The organism is Nocardioides aquiterrae (genome assembly GCF_039526625.1).
Lineage (GTDB): Bacteria > Actinomycetota > Actinomycetes > Propionibacteriales > Nocardioidaceae > Nocardioides > Nocardioides aquiterrae.
The window spans coordinates 1-16,242 of the sequence record NZ_BAAAJE010000023.1 but is presented as its reverse complement, the minus strand read 5'-3'; the positions used below and the strand labels follow the sequence as shown (position 1 = coordinate 16,242).

The 16,242-nt window shown below is 72.5% G+C and carries 16 protein-coding genes; 9 read left to right on the top strand and 7 right to left on the bottom strand.

Annotation, left to right across the window (positions count from 1 at the left end):
- Positions 1 to 48: 48 nt before the first annotated feature.
- A complete protein-coding gene (locus ABD086_RS19255) occupies positions 49 to 2,619 on the bottom strand; it encodes a putative bifunctional diguanylate cyclase/phosphodiesterase (protein WP_343909232.1) in 2,571 nt (856 codons plus the stop codon).
- A 164-nt stretch (positions 2,620 to 2,783) separates the two neighbouring features.
- Here ABD086_RS19255 and ABD086_RS19250 point away from each other — a divergent pair, with 164 nt between their 5' ends.
- A complete protein-coding gene (locus ABD086_RS19250) occupies positions 2,784 to 4,430 on the top strand; it encodes an FAD-binding dehydrogenase (RefSeq protein WP_343909231.1) in 1,647 nt (548 codons plus the stop codon).
- 28 nt (positions 4,431 to 4,458) lie between these two features.
- On the opposite strand, the gene ABD086_RS19245 is transcribed toward ABD086_RS19250, so the two are convergent.
- Positions 4,459 to 4,782 (bottom strand): DMT family transporter, encoded by a 324-nt coding sequence (locus ABD086_RS19245; protein ID WP_343909230.1) that lies wholly within the window; start codon positions 4,780 to 4,782, stop codon positions 4,459 to 4,461.
- Between the two features lie 55 nt (positions 4,783 to 4,837).
- Between ABD086_RS19245 and ABD086_RS19240 the strand changes: the two genes are divergently transcribed.
- Entirely contained in the window at positions 4,838 to 5,383 is a 546-nt protein-coding gene (locus ABD086_RS19240; RefSeq protein WP_343909229.1) for a TetR/AcrR family transcriptional regulator, read from the top strand.
- On the opposite strand, the gene ABD086_RS19235 is transcribed toward ABD086_RS19240, so the two are convergent.
- Entirely contained in the window at positions 5,384 to 6,295 is a 912-nt protein-coding gene (locus ABD086_RS19235; RefSeq protein ID WP_343909228.1) for a metallophosphoesterase family protein, read from the bottom strand.
- A gap of 129 nt (positions 6,296 to 6,424) precedes the next feature.
- Here ABD086_RS19235 and ABD086_RS19230 point away from each other — a divergent pair, with 129 nt between their 5' ends.
- The gene (locus ABD086_RS19230) at positions 6,425 to 6,907 is read left to right on the top strand and encodes a hypothetical protein (RefSeq protein WP_343909227.1); all 483 of its coding nucleotides are present in this window, start codon (positions 6,425 to 6,427) and stop codon (positions 6,905 to 6,907) included.
- Here the strand turns inward: ABD086_RS19230 and ABD086_RS19225 are convergent.
- Positions 6,904 to 7,257, bottom strand: a complete 354-nt coding sequence (locus ABD086_RS19225) for a YidH family protein (RefSeq protein ID WP_343909226.1) — start codon at positions 7,255 to 7,257, stop codon at positions 6,904 to 6,906. The two genes, ABD086_RS19230 and ABD086_RS19225, sit on opposite strands and share 4 nt — an antisense overlap.
- 23 nt (positions 7,258 to 7,280) lie before the next feature.
- Between ABD086_RS19225 and ABD086_RS19220 the strand changes: the two genes are divergently transcribed.
- Positions 7,281 to 8,093 (top strand): thioesterase family protein, encoded by an 813-nt coding sequence (locus ABD086_RS19220; RefSeq protein ID WP_343909225.1) that lies wholly within the window; start codon positions 7,281 to 7,283, stop codon positions 8,091 to 8,093.
- Here the strand turns inward: ABD086_RS19220 and ABD086_RS19215 are convergent.
- A complete protein-coding gene (locus ABD086_RS19215; RefSeq protein ID WP_343909224.1) occupies positions 8,086 to 9,684 on the bottom strand; it encodes a hypothetical protein in 1,599 nt (532 codons plus the stop codon). The genes ABD086_RS19220 and ABD086_RS19215 overlap by 8 nt on opposite strands.
- A gap of 234 nt (positions 9,685 to 9,918) precedes the next feature.
- Here ABD086_RS19215 and ABD086_RS19210 point away from each other — a divergent pair, with 234 nt between their 5' ends.
- On the top strand, positions 9,919 to 13,122 hold the full coding sequence (locus tag ABD086_RS19210) for a beta strand repeat-containing protein (protein WP_343909223.1): 3,204 nt from the start codon (positions 9,919 to 9,921) through the stop codon (positions 13,120 to 13,122).
- A gap of 293 nt (positions 13,123 to 13,415) precedes the next feature.
- On the opposite strand, the gene ABD086_RS19205 is transcribed toward ABD086_RS19210, so the two are convergent.
- A complete protein-coding gene (locus ABD086_RS19205; RefSeq protein WP_343909222.1) occupies positions 13,416 to 14,285 on the bottom strand; it encodes a hypothetical protein in 870 nt (289 codons plus the stop codon).
- Between the two features lie 68 nt (positions 14,286 to 14,353).
- Here ABD086_RS19205 and ABD086_RS19200 point away from each other — a divergent pair, with 68 nt between their 5' ends.
- From ABD086_RS19200 to ABD086_RS19190, 3 genes are read left to right on the top strand one after another with little or no spacing between them, the layout of a single operon-like run.
- Positions 14,354 to 14,584, top strand: a complete 231-nt coding sequence (locus tag ABD086_RS19200; RefSeq protein WP_343909221.1) for a hypothetical protein — start codon at positions 14,354 to 14,356, stop codon at positions 14,582 to 14,584.
- Positions 14,574 to 14,888, top strand: coding sequence for a type II toxin-antitoxin system PemK/MazF family toxin (locus ABD086_RS19195; protein WP_343909220.1), 315 nt, complete (start codon positions 14,574 to 14,576; stop codon positions 14,886 to 14,888). Before ABD086_RS19200 ends, ABD086_RS19195 begins: the two co-directional genes overlap by 11 nt.
- Positions 14,885 to 15,277 carry a (deoxy)nucleoside triphosphate pyrophosphohydrolase gene (locus ABD086_RS19190; RefSeq protein ID WP_343909219.1) on the top strand — a complete coding sequence of 131 codons (393 nt, stop codon included), beginning with the start codon at positions 14,885 to 14,887 and terminating at the stop codon, positions 15,275 to 15,277. The genes ABD086_RS19195 and ABD086_RS19190 overlap by 4 nt, the downstream gene beginning before the upstream one ends.
- On the opposite strand, the gene ABD086_RS19185 is transcribed toward ABD086_RS19190, so the two are convergent.
- Positions 15,261 to 15,776, bottom strand: coding sequence for a hemerythrin domain-containing protein (locus tag ABD086_RS19185; RefSeq protein ID WP_343909218.1), 516 nt, complete (start codon positions 15,774 to 15,776; stop codon positions 15,261 to 15,263). The genes ABD086_RS19190 and ABD086_RS19185 overlap by 17 nt on opposite strands.
- An 84-nt stretch (positions 15,777 to 15,860) precedes the next feature.
- Here ABD086_RS19185 and ABD086_RS19180 point away from each other — a divergent pair, with 84 nt between their 5' ends.
- On the top strand, positions 15,861 to 16,154 hold the full coding sequence (locus ABD086_RS19180) for a hypothetical protein (RefSeq protein WP_343909217.1): 294 nt from the start codon (positions 15,861 to 15,863) through the stop codon (positions 16,152 to 16,154).
- The last annotated feature ends 88 nt before the right edge of the window (positions 16,155 to 16,242 follow it).

Sequence of the window (16,242 nt, the reverse complement as noted above, 5' to 3'; positions counted from 1 at the left end):
GCCGGGGGTGTACCCGGCGGGGGCCGTCCGTATGACGGTGACGGCGGACTAGGAAGCGGAGACGTCGCCCAGCCGCTCGACCGCGGGCGCTCCGTGGGTGGCGCAGTCGGCCGGGTGGTCGCCGTAGTCGAGGGTGAGGTCGGACTCGGCGTGCAGGCGGCGGCGGAGGTCCGTCGAGACGCGCAGGCTGAGCAGCGGCTGGGTGACGTGGCCCAGCTCGGCGTGGATGCCGACCTGGTCGGCGACCGCGCCGGCGCGGCGCAGCGCTCCGCCGACCACCTGCTCGAACCGGGCGGTGTCCAGCCGGCCGTCCGCGCCGGTCACCGTCCGCAGCGTCTCGTAGGCGTCCAGCTCGACCAGCTGCCCGCGCGCGACGGCCTCGGTGTGCAGCGAGCCCAGGGCGCGGGCGAACTCGGCGCGCCGGCTCGGGCTGGTGACCACGACCCAGCCCTGGCCGTCCTCGAGGCCTCCGCGCAGGCAGCAGGCGGTCTGGGCACCGGCCGGCTCGACTGGGCGCCGCGCGACGCTCCACCGTCGCGGCGCGGCGACCGGCCGCGGCTCGTGCCGCTTCGCGACGCGCGACAGCCCGGCGCCGGGCAGCTCGTAGATCGGTACGGCGCCGCTCCACCAGAAGCCCTGCGCCGTCGAGCAGCCGAGCCGGCGCAGCAGGTCGCGCTGCTCGACGGTCTCGATGCCCTCGGCGACCGTCTCCAGCCCGAGGCCGCGGGCGAGCCGCACGATCGCCTCGGTGATCGCCAGGTCCTCGGGGCGGTCGACGGCGTCGCGCACGAAGGACCGGTCGATCTTCACGCCGGTCACCGGGAGCTCGCGCAGGAAGCTCAGCGACGAGTAGCCGGTGCCGAAGTCGTCGAGGTGCACGCCGGCGCCCAGCGCCCGGAGCCCCTCCAGCGACGCGCGGGCCGCGTCCCGGTTCTGGAGGACGGCGGTCTCGGTCACCTCGAGCACGAGCGCCTCGGCCGGCAGACCGGACCGGTGCACGGCGTCGGCGACGGTCGCAACCAGCGCGCTGTCGTCGAGCGAGCGGGCGGACAGGTTCACCGCGACGCGGACGTCGGGCGGCAGGTCGCCGGTGTCGAGGGCCGTGGCGATGTCGAGGCAGGCGCGGTCGAGCACCCACCGGTCCAGGTCGGCGATGAAGCCGTGCGCCTCGGCCAGCGGCACGAACGTCGCCGGTGACACGGCGCCCCCGACGGGGTGCTGCCAGCGGGTGAGCGCCTCGACGCCGACCATCCGGTTGCGGACCAGGTCGAACACCGGCTGGTAGTGGACGTCGAGCAGGTCCTGGGCCAGCGCCTCGCGCAGCTCGGCCGCGAGCCGGCGCTGCTCGCCGGCCTGCTGCGCGAACGTCGCGTCGAAGACCTGGCTGCGGGAGCGGCCGCGGGCCTTGGCCTCGTACATGGCCACGTCGGCGTGCTTGAGCATGGTGGCGGCGTCGCCGTCCAGCGGCGGGGAGACCGCGATGCCGACGCTGGCGCCGACGCGCAGCGCGCGGTGCTCGACGTCGATCGGCTCGGCGATCACGTCGATGATGGTCCGGGCCAGCTTCGCGGCGGCGGCGACGTCGGTGCCGGGGGAGACGATCACGAACTCGTCGCCTCCGACGCGGGCGACGATGTCGATCGGTCGGGTCAGCGCGCGCAGCCGCTCGGCGACCTCGACGAGCACCCGGTCGCCGACCAGGTGGCCGTGCAGGTCGTCGACCGCGCGGAACTGGTCGAGGTCGGCCACGAGGACCGCGACCGGCGCGCCCCGGCGCCGCGCGTCGTCGAGGGTCTGGGAGAGGCGGAAGGTGAGGTAGTCGCGGTTCGGCAGGCCGGTCAGGGAGTCGTGCATGGTCTGCCGGACCAGCTCGGCCTCGAGCTCGCGTCGGCCGCTGATGTCGCGGGCGACCACGACCACGCCGTCCGGGTGCGGGCTGACGTCGAGGCTGACCTCGGCCAGCCGGCCGTCGCGCATCCGTCGCACCGTGTCGTGGCCGCGGACGGGCTCGCCCTCGTGGGCGACCCGGAGCAGCCGGCGGGGCTCGTCGGACGCCGGCGGCGCGAGCACGGCCACGTCGCGCCCGATGATCTCTCCGGCCCGGTAGCCGTACAGGGTCTCCGCGGCGCGGTTCCACGACGTGACGAGACCCGCCGAGCTGACCGTGTAGACCGCGTCGGCGACGGAGTCGACGATCCCGGTCAGGCGGGCCGTGGTGGCCTCCGCGGCCGTGATCCGGGCGTGCATCCGGACCAGCCGGAGCCAGTCACCGCGCAGGTCGTCCGGGTCGAGCACGAGGTCGGCGAGGTCGTCGAGGCTGTCCGACCGCAGCGCCGGGTCGGCGTGGGCGACCACGAGCACCGCCGTACCGGAGCGGGCCCGGACGGCGCGGGTCATCTCGACCGCGGCCAGGTCCGGCGCCGCGGTGTCCACCAGGACGCAGTCGAAGGCGTCGGTCGCGAGCGTGGCGAGCGCGGACGGGAGGGTGAGCGCGCGGGTCACCAGCAGCTCGTCGGCTGCCGTCTGGACGGCCGTCGACGCGGCGCCGCCCGCGGTGTCCGCCGTGACGACGAGCACCCTCAGGGCAGACCGTGTCGGAGCGACGGTCTCCCTCCCCATGTGCTGTTTCCTTCCCGAGCCTGTGCGTCAGCGACCCTCCCAAGTCGCACCAGCAGATAGCAGTGTGACGAATGTGATGGTTGTTGGCAGCAGATTGTTGAAAGTGGTCCAGACCTGAGACGTCCGAAAGTCCGGATCGTGACGGCGTGCGAGGATCTCCGCCCGTGGAGACCGATGTCATCGTCGTCGGCGCCGGGCTCGCCGGCCTCACCGCCGCGGCCGAGGTCGCCGACGCCGGCAAGCGGGTCGTCCTGCTCGACCAGGAGCCGGAGCAGTCGCTGGGCGGACAGGCGTTCTGGAGCCTGGGCGGCCTGTTCCTCGTCGACAGCCCCGAGCAGCGCCGGATGGGCATCAAGGACTCCCGCGAGCTCGCGATGCAGGACTGGCTGGGCAGCGCGCAGTTCGACCGCGAGGAGGACCGCTGGCCGCGCCGGTGGGCCGAGGCGTACGTCGACTTCGCCGCCGGCGAGAAGCGCGCCTGGCTGCGCGAGATGGGGCACCGGGTGTTCCCGATCGTCGGGTGGGCCGAGCGCGGCGACGGCCGGGCGGACGGGCACGGCAACTCGGTGCCGCGCTTCCACCTCACCTGGGGCACCGGCCCCGGCGTGGTCGCGCCCTTCGAGCGGCGCTGCCGCGAGCACGCGTCCGCCGGGCGCCTGCGGTTCGCCTTCCGGCACCGCGTCGACGACCTGGTCGTCGAGCGCGGCACGGTCGTCGGCGTACGCGGGAAGGTCCTCGAGCCGAGCTCGGTCGAGCGCGGCAAGGCGAGCAGCCGGGCCGAGGTCGCGGACTTCGAGCTGCGCGGGCAGGCCGTGATCGTCACCAGCGGCGGCATCGGCGGCAACCACGACCTGGTGCGCAAGACCTGGCCGAAGCGGCTCGGCACGCCGCCGCGGACGATGGTCGCCGGCGTGCCGGCGCACGTGGACGGCCGGATGCTCGGCATCACCGAGACCGCGGGTGCCCGGCTCATCAACCCGGACCGGATGTGGCACTACGTCGAGGGCGTGCGCAACTGGGACCCGATCTGGGACAACCACGGGATCCGGATCCTCCCCGGCCCGTCCTCGCTCTGGCTGGACGCGACCGGCAAGCGGCTGCCCGCGCCGAACTTCCCGGGCTTCGACACCCTCGGCACGCTCACCCACCTGCGCACGACCGGTTACGACTACTCGTGGTTCGTGCTGACCCAGAAGATCATCGAGAAGGAGTTCGCGCTCTCCGGATCGGAGCAGAACCCCGACCTCACCGGCAAGGACGTCAAGCTGCTGCTGTCGCGGGTGAAGTCCGGTGCGCCCGGTCCGATCGAGGCGTTCAAGCGGCACGGGGAGGACTTCGTGGTCGCCGACACGCTCACCGAGCTGGTGCGCGGCATGAACCGGATCGGCGACGAGCCCCTCATCGTCGAGGCCGAGCTGCGCGACCTGATCGAGCAGCGCGACCGCGAGATCGACAACGACTTCAGCAAGGACGCGCAGATCACCGCGATCCACGCCGCCCGCAAGTACCGCGGCGACAAGCTGATCCGGGTCGCCACCCCGCACAAGCTGCTGGACCCGAAGGCCGGCCCGCTCATCGCCGTACGCCTCAACATCCTGACCCGCAAGACCCTCGGAGGGCTGGAGACCGATCTCTCCGGCCGGTGCCTGACCTCCTCCGGCGAGCCGCTGCCCGGCCTGTACGCCGCCGGCGAGGTCAACGGCTTCGGCGGCGGCGGGATGATGGGCTACAACGCGCTCGAGGGCACCTTCCTCGGCGGCTGCCTCTTCTCGGGCCGTACCGCCGGCCGCGCCGCCGCCCGCGCCCTCTGACGGTCGAGTCGAGACTTCTGGCCACCTCTCAGTGCGCACCGGCCAGGTTGAGGCCGATCACGCCGACGACGATCATCGCCAGCGAGACGACCTTGACCCAGCCGAGCTGCTCGCTGAGGAAGAGGTAGCCGACCACGGCGACGATCGCGGTGCCGACGCCGGACCAGATCGCGTAGGCGACCGACACCGGCACGGTGCGCACGACCACCATGAGCAGCCAGATCGAGACGGCGTACCCGAGCAGCACGACGCCGCTCCAGAACGGGTTGGTGAAGCCGTCCGCCTTGGGCAGCAGCGCCGTCGAGACGACCTCGATGCCGATGGCGACCATCAGCAGCACGCCGGCCAGCACACGTCCTCCTCATGTAGCAGTCGCTACAACTGTAGCACTCGCTACGCTAGGTCGCATGGGTCGCCGCGAGGAGCTGCTGGACCAGGTCACCGACCACGTTCTCGAGCACGGCCTGATCGGCCTCACGCTGCGGCCGCTGGCGGCGGCCATCGGCACCAGTGACCGGATGCTGATCTATCACTTCGGCAGCCGGGACGCGCTCGTCTCCGCGGTCGTCGTCCGGGCCAGCGAGCGCGCGATGGCCTGCATCGAGGCGCTACCGGCGGCCCCGTCGGTGCGGTCGGCGGTCAACCGGCTCTGGGACGCGTACGGCGAGGCGCCGCTCGACAGCTGCCTCGACGTCTACGTGCAGGCGGCCGCGACGGGCCTGTTCGGCAGCGAGCCCTACCTCAGCGAGGCCCGGGCCAGCAACGCGCGCTGGGCGGCGGCGCTCCGCGACTACTTCGTGCGGAGCGGCGCCACGCCGCGCCGGGTGGCCAGGGTCGTCACGCTGGTCGACTCTGCGCTGTACGGGTTCCACCTCGACCTCGCCACCGACTGTCCCGACGAGCTCGCCCGCGGCGTCGACGACCTCGCTCGCGCGGCGCAGGCGCTGGCCTGACTAACCCGGGTACGGCGCCAGCTTGCCGGTGGCCGCGACCGCCCGCCCGTCGGCGGTCAGCGTCATCGTGCCGACCACGCTGCTGGCGGTCGGGTAGGCGATGTCGCCCTGCGTCTTGCGGCTGCTGCCCTGCCAGATCGGGTGCGCGCTCAGCCGCACGCCCTCGAACTCGTGCACGGTCAGGTCGATGCGGTCGGCGTACACGTCGGCGGTCAGGTAGCTGGCCTTGCGCAGGTAGATGGGCGTGCCGCTGGCGATCTGGGTGACGCCGCCGGCCTGCCGCATCGAGGTGTCGTGCACCTCGCCGCACAGGTAGAGGTCGACGCCGTACCGCGACAGGGTGCGCCACAGCGGTGAGCGCTCCCCGTCCTCGAGGGTCAGCCCGGAGCTGTTGCGGATCCGGACGGGTGTCAGGACCGGCACGTGCCCCTGGACGATCACCCACGGCACGCCGCGCGACCGGGCGTCGGCGAGGACGCGCTGCAGCCAGGCGAGCTGGCCGCCGACGACCTCGGTGCGCACGTGGGCCCGGGTCACGTGGAAGACGTCGAGCGAGACGAGGAGGACGTCGGGGCTGAGCTGGGCGGCGTACGCCGTGTCCTCCCACTGCGTCCCGACCGGCCGGTCGGTGAACCGCGGGCCGCCGTCGGGCGCGGTGTCGTACGCCTGCGCGAAGAGCGGCGTCCACGAGTTCGGGTCACCCGGCTGCCAGCCGACCTGGCCGCGCACGTCGCCGATGTCCTGGTTGAAGATGTCCGGGGCCGCCACGAAGCGGTACGGCGCCGAGGACGTGCCCGTTCGGCGGTCGTCGGCGCCGTCGTGCGCGGCGCTCACCGGCAGGCCCGCGCAGACGCCGGCGAGGACCACGCCGAGCACTGCGGCGAGGGCCTTCCGAGTCGGTCGACGGCGCACGTTGGTAGGTCTTTCCGAGAACGTCGGGGATCGAGGCGGAGTGCCCGACCCTAGTGGAGAGACGTGCGAGGACGGAATCCGGTTGCCCCCGGGGACGGGTGGTTCGGACCGCGTGCTTGACTCGCCGGCATGCGATCCCGACGACTCATGCTGGCCGTGACCGCCCTCCTCGCCGCGACCTCGCTCGCCGCCTGCAGCGGCAGCGACGACCCCGAGAGCAACGACTCGCCGTCCGCTTCCGACTCGCCATCGGCCGACGACCAGCCGTTCGAGCGCACCTGCACGGTCGACGTGACCGTGACCGGTGCCGTCACGGCGTCGTGGCAGGGCGAGGGCCGGTCGTCGAACGAGGCCGGGCCGACGATGTACCACGGCGCGGACGGCAAGAACCAGATCACCGTCTACGCCGGCAAGGACGACGTCCCGACCAGCGCGAACCTCACCGTCGACGGTGCGACCTACACGACCGGCGCCGACAACGGCGTCGACGCGGCGGGCAACGGCACCGAGGCGGCCGTCGACGCCGACACGACGGGCGTGGACGGTCCCGGGCCGCACGTCGCCGCGACCTTCACCTGCGGCAAGGGTGCCCAGGGGAAGGGCAAGGGCTAGAGGAACGCCACGGCGAGCAGCAGCGCGCCGACCACGACGGCACCGGTCAGCAGGTAGCCGAGGCTGAACGCCGGCAGCGGCGACCGGGTGCGCATGGCCCGCTCGACGCGGGCCCACCGCACCATCGCCAGGAGCGTGACCAGACCGCCCAGGACGACGAGCAGGACCGCCAGCATCGTCCGCACCCACGTCGTCTCGGGAAGGTTCAGCGCGTGCAGCGCCACGCCACCGGCCAGCAGGGCGAGCGCCGTGCGCACCCAGGCGAGGAAGGTCCGCTCGTTCGCGAGGGAGAACCGAGGATCGGGCTCGTCGCCCGCCTCGTAGACCCACCGGGGGTGCCGCTCCGTCATGGCGGCCACTCTAGAGTCGCGGCGTGACGCACGAGTTCGACGAGCACATCGCGCTCAGCCACCAGGACGAGACCACGTGGGTCGCCGAGCTCGACGCAGGCTGGAGCGTGGGCGGCGGCCTCAACGGCGGCTACCTGCTGGCGGTGGCCGGCAACGCGGTGCGGCAGACCTTCCCGTCGAAGCCGGACCCGATCGCGATCTCGGCGTACTACCTGTCCGCGGCCGAGCCCGGCAAGGCGACCGTGCACGTCGACGTGCGCCGCGAGGGAGGCAGCGTCGCGACGGCGGCGGTGGACCTGCGCCAGGGCGAGGAGACGCGCATCGCCGCGCTGGCGACGTACGCCGACCTCGACCGGCTCGGCGACGACGTCCGGACCACGGCCGAGGAGCCGGACCTGCCGCCGCCGGACCAGTGCGTGCCGAACACCATGGCGCCGCCCGAGGTGCGGGCGATCGCGCCGCTCATGGACCGGTTCGACATGCGGTTCCACCCCGACCACATCGGATGGGCGGTCGGGCAGCCCAGCGGCGACGGCGTGCTGAGCGCGTGGTTCCGGCTGGTCGACGACCGCGAGCCCGACCCGGTGTCCCTCCTCATGGTCGTGGACGCGCTGCCGCCGGTCACCTTCGACCTCGGCATGCCCGGGTGGGCTCCGACCCTCGAGCTCACCGCGCACGTGCGCGCGCGGCCGGCCCCGGGCTGGCTCAAGGTCCGGCACGCGACCCGCAACATGGCCGGCGGCATGTTCGAGGAGGACTGCGAGGTCTGGGACTCGGCCGGCCGCCTGGTCGCGCAGAGCCGCCAGCTCGCGCGCCAGCCGCGGCCCGTCAGCTGACGTCGCGGTCGTGGATGGCCGGCCCCTGGTCGAGCCACCACTGCGCGGCGCGGGCCGTCTCCGCGTCGTCCGACTTGGCGAAGTCGGGCAGCTCCGGTGCGCCGGCCATGCCCAGGGCGAACAGCGTGGCGTGTCGCTCGATCGAGCGGGCGGCGTCGTAGCGCTGGGCGACGGCGCCGGTGTGCTCGGGCGTGAGGTCGCCGTCGAGGCCGACGTTCACCAGGGCCCGCGCGCGCACCGACGGACGCTCGTCCTCCACGGCTCGGCGCACCACCGCGTCGCACAGGCTGTGGTCGCCGACCCGCATCAGCACGGTCCAGGCGCGTGCGGCGAGCAGGTCGTTGGGGTCGCAGGCCAGCTGCAGCAGGTGGTGGGCCGCGGCCGGCGCGTACGGCGACGCGGCCACCAGCAGCGCCGCGTGGTGCCGCCGGGGCTTGTGGGAGTGGAACAGCGCCTCGCGCAGCAGCCGCCGGAGCATCTGGTCCGGCTCCTGCGCCTGGTGCGACTGCGTCTCGTGCTGGACCGCGGGGGCGAGCTCGGCGACCACCGATGCGGCACGCGCCGCGGGGATCATCTCGTCGCCTGCGCGCGCCTGCTCGACCAGCTGGAAGGCGCGGCGGGTCCGGAGGCCGGGCGCCACCCGCTGCCACGACTCGCCCGGGAGCCGCACGGCGAGGTCGAAGGCGTCCAGGCGCCCGTCGAGCGACTCGCCGCGGCGCAGCGCGCCCAGCACGTGCGACTCGAGCCGGGGGAGGGCGGCCTCGTCGAAGTGCCCGCGCGCGAGCTTGGTGGCCGCGACCGACGACGCCGCCCGGCGCAGGTACTTGTTGTCGCTGTCGGCCCCCAGCATGCGCAGCGTCAACGCCGCGGCCGCCGAGTCCGGCACCTCGCTGAGCAGGTTGAGCACGGGCGCGACGACCTGGGTGTCGGGGTGGGTGACGAACTGGCCGACGGCCATGATCAGGTGTCGGCGGGCGTTGGGGTGCCGGATGAAGGCGGCGGCGGCCTCGTACCGGCGTACGTAGGCGGTGCCGACGGCGGAGCCGAGCTCGGTGACCAGGCGGCGGCACAGCGCCGTCCACTCCGCCTCGCGCAGGAACACCCGGTCGAACCGGTTGAAGTGGTCGGCCAGGCGCAGCCAGTCGGCGCCGGTGCCTCCGCCCGACTCCGTGAGCTGCATGAGCTGGTCCAGCTCGGCGTCGGACAGCTCCTCCTCGCGTGCGGCGCTGTCCCGCGGGGACGGGCCGGTGCCGAACGTGCGGCGCAGTCCGCCCGCGACCGCGACCAGGGAGCCCTCGGTGAGCCCGAGCACGTCCTCGTACGTCGCCGCGACCCGGTTGGGCAGCGGCTGGAGGCCGGACGCCCACCGGCTGACCCGGGAGGCGTCCACCGGGATCCCGCGCGCCTTGAGCGCGGCGATGAAGCCGTCCCGCCGGGCGAGCTCGGGGTCCGGGCCGAGGACCCGGGACACCGTCAGCAGCCAGGCGATGCGCTGGTCGCACCCGACCACGCCGCTGGCGAGCGGGTGCGGGTCCTCGGGAAGCCGCTGCGGCCGCCCGCGCCGCCGGCCTGGCGGCGGGGTGCTCTCCACTGACATGATCCCCCGATCTGGCGGCGCCCCTCCCCACCACAGGTGTGACACCTGTGACCATTTATTGCAGGTTTCCGAGGCGGCTGCAACAACAACGCCGTGACCCAGGCAACAGCCCTAGTTTCTACCTCGGCGCTCGGGATCCGTGTACGAGTGCCCGCACGAGGCTCGGGCCTCATGTAAAGGAGCCGGGGGACACTCTCCCCGCTCACTCACTCCGGAAGGAAAATCAGCATGATCAGCAGCGGCATGAAGCGGGGACTGGCGACTGCCGCCGTCTCCGCCCTGGCGGTGACGGGCGTTCCGTTCCTCGCCACTTCGGCTTCGGCCGTCTCTCTGAACAGCTCGGTGACCGACGCGAACACGCTCGAGCTCGCCGCGCCGGGGACGGCCACCGTCTCCACGCAGAACGACGGCCAGAACACCACCGTCCGCCTCGAGTCGATCGCGGGCGCCAACATCTCGACGGTCCGTTACAGCTACTCGCTCAACGGCGTCGACTTCACCACCATCGACACCGTCTCGCGCAACGACAACGGCGCGTTCTCGACCGAGTGGGCCGCGAACGGCCTCGCCGGCGCGACCGGCGTCACCCTCCGCGCTCAGGGCCTCGCTGCCGACGGCACCACCGTGGTCGACAGCGCCACCACCCTGGTCGACGTGGACAACAACGACCCGACGGTGAACATCACCGACGGCACCGGTGTCGGCGTCTTCCAGCAGCAGTACACCACCGAGGGTCAGACCGACCAGAACGTGATCGTGTCCGGCACCGGCTCCAGCATCACGTCGGCCCCGGCCCTCGAGTTCTGGGACCCGTCCGCCCACGCCTTCGCGGCCGGCGGCACCGGCACCTCCACCACCACCGGCACCAGCCCGACCCACGGCACCTGGACCGGCGTCATGGACATCACCGGCTACGACTACGGTGCCAACGACGAGCTCCTCGTCCGGGCCACCGAGACGACCGACGACGCGGAGGCCTTCGGTCTCTACAAGCAGGCCATCACGACGGTCACCGCCACCGCCGACCGGACCAACGTCCCGGCGGGCTCCGCCGCCACCGTGACGGTCAAGGTCACCGACCAGAACGGCATGCCGATCGCGGGCGCCCAGGTCTTCAGCTCCAACGGCGGCCCGGCGGAGTACACCGACGCCAACGGTGAGGCGACCTTCTCGCAGAACGCCGGCTCCGCGTACTACTACGCCAACGCCGACGACTCGAACCCCTACGAGCCCGAGCTGGGCGACAAGAAGTCGGACACCGTCACGGTCACGCAGTACGCGGCCGCTCCGACCACGCTGGCCGCCACCTCGCGTGACGGTTCCGCGTTCGACATCGACGAGAACGACTCGGACGGCGTCGGCACGGACGACATCACGGTGCAGGTCAAGGACCAGCAGGGCAACAACATCGGTGGCGTTCGTACGGTCCGGTACTACTGGGTCGAGACCCCGTTCGACGGTTCGCCGGCCACCCAGCGCTTCCCGGCCGGCACGGCGACCAGCACCGCGGTCACCGACGTCAATGGCAAGGCCAACATCGTCTTCCCGACCGGCCAGACCGACCCCAACGGCACCTACGTGCTGCACGCCAGTGTGGACGCCGACGGTCTCGGCAACGGCGCCATCGCCGAGTCCGAGGTCCTCACGGTCAAGGCCGGCGACTCCACTCTCAAGTGGACGAACGGCAACCCGACCCAGGCCCAGCGCGGCACCTCGGTCGACGCCACCGGTTCGCTGACCCTGCCCGACGGCACCGGTCTCCCGGGCCGCAGCGTCAAGGTCGACTACGCCAACGGCGGCGGTGCGGAGAACTCCGGCATCGTCCTCGCCAACGGCACCACCGGCACCACCCGCACCGTCACCACCGGCGCGGACGGCACCTTCACCGTGACGGTGAAGGACCCGGCGAACACCCCGGCGACCGACGAGACCGGCACCCTGACGGCCAACACCGTCCCGGGCACCACCGACGGTGACGACCCGGACGAGGGTCCGGCGACGCTCGGCGTGCAGTTCGTGGCCGACGTCACCCCGGCCACGGTCACCTTCGTGGCGGTTCCGCTCAGCGACGTGGACGTCAACTCGGACGGCCTGTTCCAGCCCGGTGACATCCAGGCCTACAAGCTCACCGTCAAGACCGCCGACGACCCGGCCACGGGCGCCGACGAGTCGCACCCGGTGACCAACAGCCAGGTCACGCTGACGCTCGACCACGGCTACTTCACCGACGGCACCCCGGCCGGGACCCCGGCCTCGGGCGCCGACGCCGGCGCCTACAAGCAGCTGGGCACCGACAACGGCCAGAAGCTGACCGTCACCACCGACGGTTCCGGCGAGGCGACCGTCCTCGTCGCGATCGGCCGTGACACGGGCTTCGACGACGACGGCGCGGTCACCTCGACCATCGCCGCCACCGACGGTGCTGCGACGAAGTCGCAGACCGCCAACTGGACGTCCTCGAACCCGATCAACGGTGGCGAGGTCAAGATCGTCGAGTCCCCGGCCGACCGCCAGACCGGTCCGACCGACCCGGCCCCGGTCAACGGCGAGATCCGCTACGACGTCTTCACGACCGACCAGTTCGGGAACCTCGTTGGCGGCGAGGACGTGACCATCACGACCGACGACCCCGACGCCGACGTCAACGGCGTCAACAACGTCGGTCAGGTCAAGTCGGACTTCGACAACCGCGGTGAGTTCACCGTCACCTCGAGCCGTGCCGGCACCTACACCGTCACCGGTTCGTGGACGACCGACACCTACCGGTACACCACCGCCACGGGCAACGGTGCTCCGGTGTTCGCCCCGAACAACGAGGTCGTCACGGGCTCGGCCGACGCCGAGTTCTACGCGGTGGACTTCGCCGCGTCGACGTTCACCATCACCTCGAACCCCGAGGGTCGGGTCCCGGTCGGCTCTGCCGTCACCGAGACCGTCACCGCGGTCGACCAGGAGGGCAACCCGATCCCGGGTCTGTCCGTCCGGTTCGTCGTCAACGGTCCGGGCGACCAGACCTCGGACGTCGAGCGGTTCACCAACGCCAACGGCCAGGCCTTCTACACGGTCATCGGCAACTCGGAGGGCACCGCGAACGTCAACGCGGTGATCACCGACGGTCAGCAGGTCACGACCGTGTCGGACTCGATCACCTTCGCGGGTCCGAAGCAGCGCTACATCGCGCTGAAGGTCCGGGGCAAGAACCTGGCCAACGGTGACGACCGGGTCTTCGCCAACGCGAAGTCCTTCGCCTCCGGCCTCGTCGCCAAGGTGTTCGTGAACGGCAAGCAGGTCGCGAGCCACAAGCTGAACGAGCGTGGCAACTTCGCGTTCGTCCTCGCGGACAAGAACGGCAACAAGACGACGAAGTACGTCGTCCGCGTCGCCGAGACCGAGACGACGAAGGCTGCGCACAACAGCATCTACATCAAGTGACCTGCTAGGTCTCCACGGGTCGGCTTCGGGACAGCTGAGTGACTGTCCCGGAGCCGGCTCCCCCGGGGGCGCTGCTCCCGCAACCCCCGTGCACAACTGAAGCAACAAGTCGGGACACACAGACGCGGTCCGGGCCATTCTCTGTTTGCCGCTGCGCGAGAATGGTCCGGACCGCCTGTCTCACCCTAGGGCATCCGGTTCGACACCCCGGGTAAGGAAGCGCCACCGCCACGGTGGCGCTTTTCGCCTGTCTGGACCGTCCTGGTTTCGAGACAGGCGCCAGAGCGCCTTCCTCAACCACCGAGCCGACGGCGCCGGACGGCGACCACCCACCGGCGGTGCGGGTGCTCGGTGACCGTCCACAGCAGGTCGGTGGCCGGGTCGTGGGCGAGGTCCTCGCAGCCCATCGGCACCGCCCAGCGGTGCTCACGCAGGTCGCCCGCCGGCCCGCTCCAGATCGAGCCCGGCTTCCAGGGCCCGTGCGACGCGGTGACGTACCACCGGCCGCCGACGCGGACGACGCCCTGGGCCCGCCGCACGCCGGCCTCGTGCACCTCCATCGGGCCGCCGTCGAGCGCGACGTGGCCGAGCCGTCGCGTGCCGCCGGTGTTGTCGTACTCGCCGACGACCAGGCGCTCGCCGTCGTGGCCGACGAAGGAGAACCGGAACGGCTCGGACGCCTCGAGCCGGTACCGCACCGGCAGGAGGTAGCCGTCCGGCCCGCGCAGCAGGTCGTCGGTGTCGCAGACCCACAGGCCTGCGCGGGTGGCCGCGACGTACAGCTGCGTGCCGTGCCAGGCGACGCCACCGGCGTGCACGCGCAGCGGTTCGTGGTCGCCAGCCGTCGGCAGCACCAGCGGGACGTGCCGGTACCGCCGCCGGTCGAGGTCGAGGAACGAGATCCGGGCGCCGCCGTGCTTCGCGTACCACGAGACCGCCACCCGCCGCCCGGTCACGGAGATGCCCTGCGGCCACCACCGGTCGTCGGCGCGGTCCCGGCGGTCCCAGGCCCACGCGCGGTGCACGGCCAGGCCCGGCGCGAGGGTACGGCGCAGCCGCCGGTCCAGGTCGCCCAGGACGGCGTCTAGGCCGACCCGCTCGCCGTACCGCGCCGCGAGCGCGTCGATCTCGGCTTCCAGGTCGGCGGTGCGGGACAAGTACATCCAGGGGACCCTAGTCGACCGTAGGTGTCACACGGATCTGTAAGACAGGGAGTGTTACCGTGGATCGCATGGCGACGATCACCTTCCGCACCGATCCCGAGGTCGACGCCGCGCTGTCCGCCCTCGTCGAAGGAGGACGGGACCGCTCGCGGGCGATTCGCGAGGCGATCCTCGAGGCGGCGCGTCGCGAGCGGGCCGCCCGGCTCCGCGCGGAGGCCGAGGCGCTGGCCGCCGACGAGGGGGACCGTGCGGAGGCGCGCGCCGTGCTCGAGGACATGGAGTCGCTGCGTGCGTGGTGACGTCTTCGAGCTCCGGGCGCCGCGCGGCTCGCATGGGCACGAGCAGCGCGGCCGGCGGTACGCCGTCGTCGTGCAGTCCGACGCGCTGCCGCTCTCGACGTGGTTGGTGGCCCCGACCTCCCGAAGTGCTCGCCCGGCGAGCTTCCGCCCCGAGGTCGAGCTGGGCGGTGACCGGACCCGGGTGCTCGTCGAGCAGACGGCCGCCGTGGACCCCCAGCGCCTGGGTGACCTGGTGGGACACCTGACGCACGCGGAGATGGACGAGGTGGACGCCGGGTTGCGCACCGTCCTGGGCATCGAGTGAGCTCGGTCGTCGGCGCGGCGATCGTCCGGGACGGCCGGGTGCTGTCCGCGCGGCGCACCTTCCCCGCCGAGGCGGCCGGGCGCTGGGAGTTCCCCGGTGGGAAGGTCGAGCCCGGTGAGACCCCGGAGGCGGCTCTGGTCCGGGAGATCGCCGAGGAGCTCGGCTGCACCGTCGCGCTGACCGGTTGGCTGCCCGGCGAGGTCGCGATCGGCGACCGGCACGTGCTCACCGTCGCGGTGGCCGAGCTGGTCGCCGGTGAGCCGCGCCCGCACGAGCACGACGCCCTCCGCTGGCTCGGCGCCGCCGAGCTCGACAGCGTCGACTGGCTCGAGCCCGACCGGCCGTTCCTCGACCACCTCCGGGACGGCGTGCTCAGCTGTTCTGGCTGATGTACTCCTCCGGGTCCTTGTCCTGCGGCGGCACGCCCTCGGCCGCCCGCTGCGCCTCGAACCGCAGGAACTCGATCGCGATCTCGTGCCGCAGGTCCCGGGAGGCGTGCAGCCGGAAGTCGGCGAGGTCGCGGCGCTCCTCCTCGGCCATGTGGTCGTCGTTGTGGATCCGGCACTCGGTGACCGCGTCCCACCACTCCGAGCTGCCCGGCTCGGCCCGGCCGACGCTGCGGATCGCGTCCCGGATCTCGTTGTGGTCGCCGACCGAGTCCTCGACCTCGTCCTGCGGGCTGTCGGCGTCCGCGTGGCCCGTGCCCACCTCGAGCAGCCGTGGGTAGAAGAACCGCTCCTCGGCCTCGGCGTGCGTCTCCAGCAGGATCTCCAGCCGCTTCCAGACGGCGGCGAGCCCCTCGGTGTCCTCGCGCGGCCACTCGTCGAGCATCGCGAACATCCGTCGCTGCTCGCCGTGCTGGTGGAGGATGACGTACGTGATGTCCATGAGGTGCTCCTGTTCGCGATCGGGTGGGTCCCGGCCTCCGGGTGAGGTACCCAAGCGGCGGCGATCCCTGACGGAGGCGTGACCGTGCGCGGCATCTTCTTCGACGAGGACGACGCCCGGGCGGCCGTGGCCCGCCTGGTCGGGCACGGGTACGACGCCCGCGCGGCGCGCGAGCGGCTGGCCGGTGAGGACGACGACGAGGACCACCCCTGGGCCGTGCTGACCGACGCCCCGGAGCCGGTGCTCGAGCTGCTGGTCGACGAGTACGACGGCTGGCTGGACGCCGATGCGGGAGGGTCCGGGGGTCTCGACAAGCTCGACCAACGACCCGCCCCGTTGGAGCTCCCGACCGAGCCGAAGCGGGTCAAGCGTCCGTAGGCGCAGGACGTCATACGGACGGTGGAGGGGGACACACTGTGAAGTCCGGGGACTTCGGTAACAGTCGAAGTCCGGGGACATCGGTAAC

Bases quoted from the DNA above. Each gene is read 5' to 3' on its own strand.
- ABD086_RS19225 (WP_343909226.1), bottom strand. From the start codon at position 7,257: ATGACGGAGCGGCACCCCCGGTGGGTCTACGAGGCGGGCGACGAGCCC.
- ABD086_RS19205 (WP_343909222.1), bottom strand. From the start codon at position 14,285: ATGTACTTGTCCCGCACCGCCGACCTGGAAGCCGAGATCGACGCGCTC.
- ABD086_RS19230 (WP_343909227.1), top strand. From the start codon at position 6,425: ATGCGATCCCGACGACTCATGCTGGCCGTGACCGCCCTCCTCGCCGCG.
- ABD086_RS19255 (WP_343909232.1), bottom strand. From the start codon at position 2,619: ATGGGGAGGGAGACCGTCGCTCCGACACGGTCTGCCCTGAGGGTGCTC.
- ABD086_RS19185 (WP_343909218.1), bottom strand. From the start codon at position 15,776: ATGGACATCACGTACGTCATCCTCCACCAGCACGGCGAGCAGCGACGG.
- ABD086_RS19240 (WP_343909229.1), top strand. From the start codon at position 4,838: ATGGGTCGCCGCGAGGAGCTGCTGGACCAGGTCACCGACCACGTTCTC.
- ABD086_RS19210 (WP_343909223.1), top strand. From the start codon at position 9,919: ATGATCAGCAGCGGCATGAAGCGGGGACTGGCGACTGCCGCCGTCTCC.
- ABD086_RS19200 (WP_343909221.1), top strand. From the start codon at position 14,354: ATGGCGACGATCACCTTCCGCACCGATCCCGAGGTCGACGCCGCGCTG.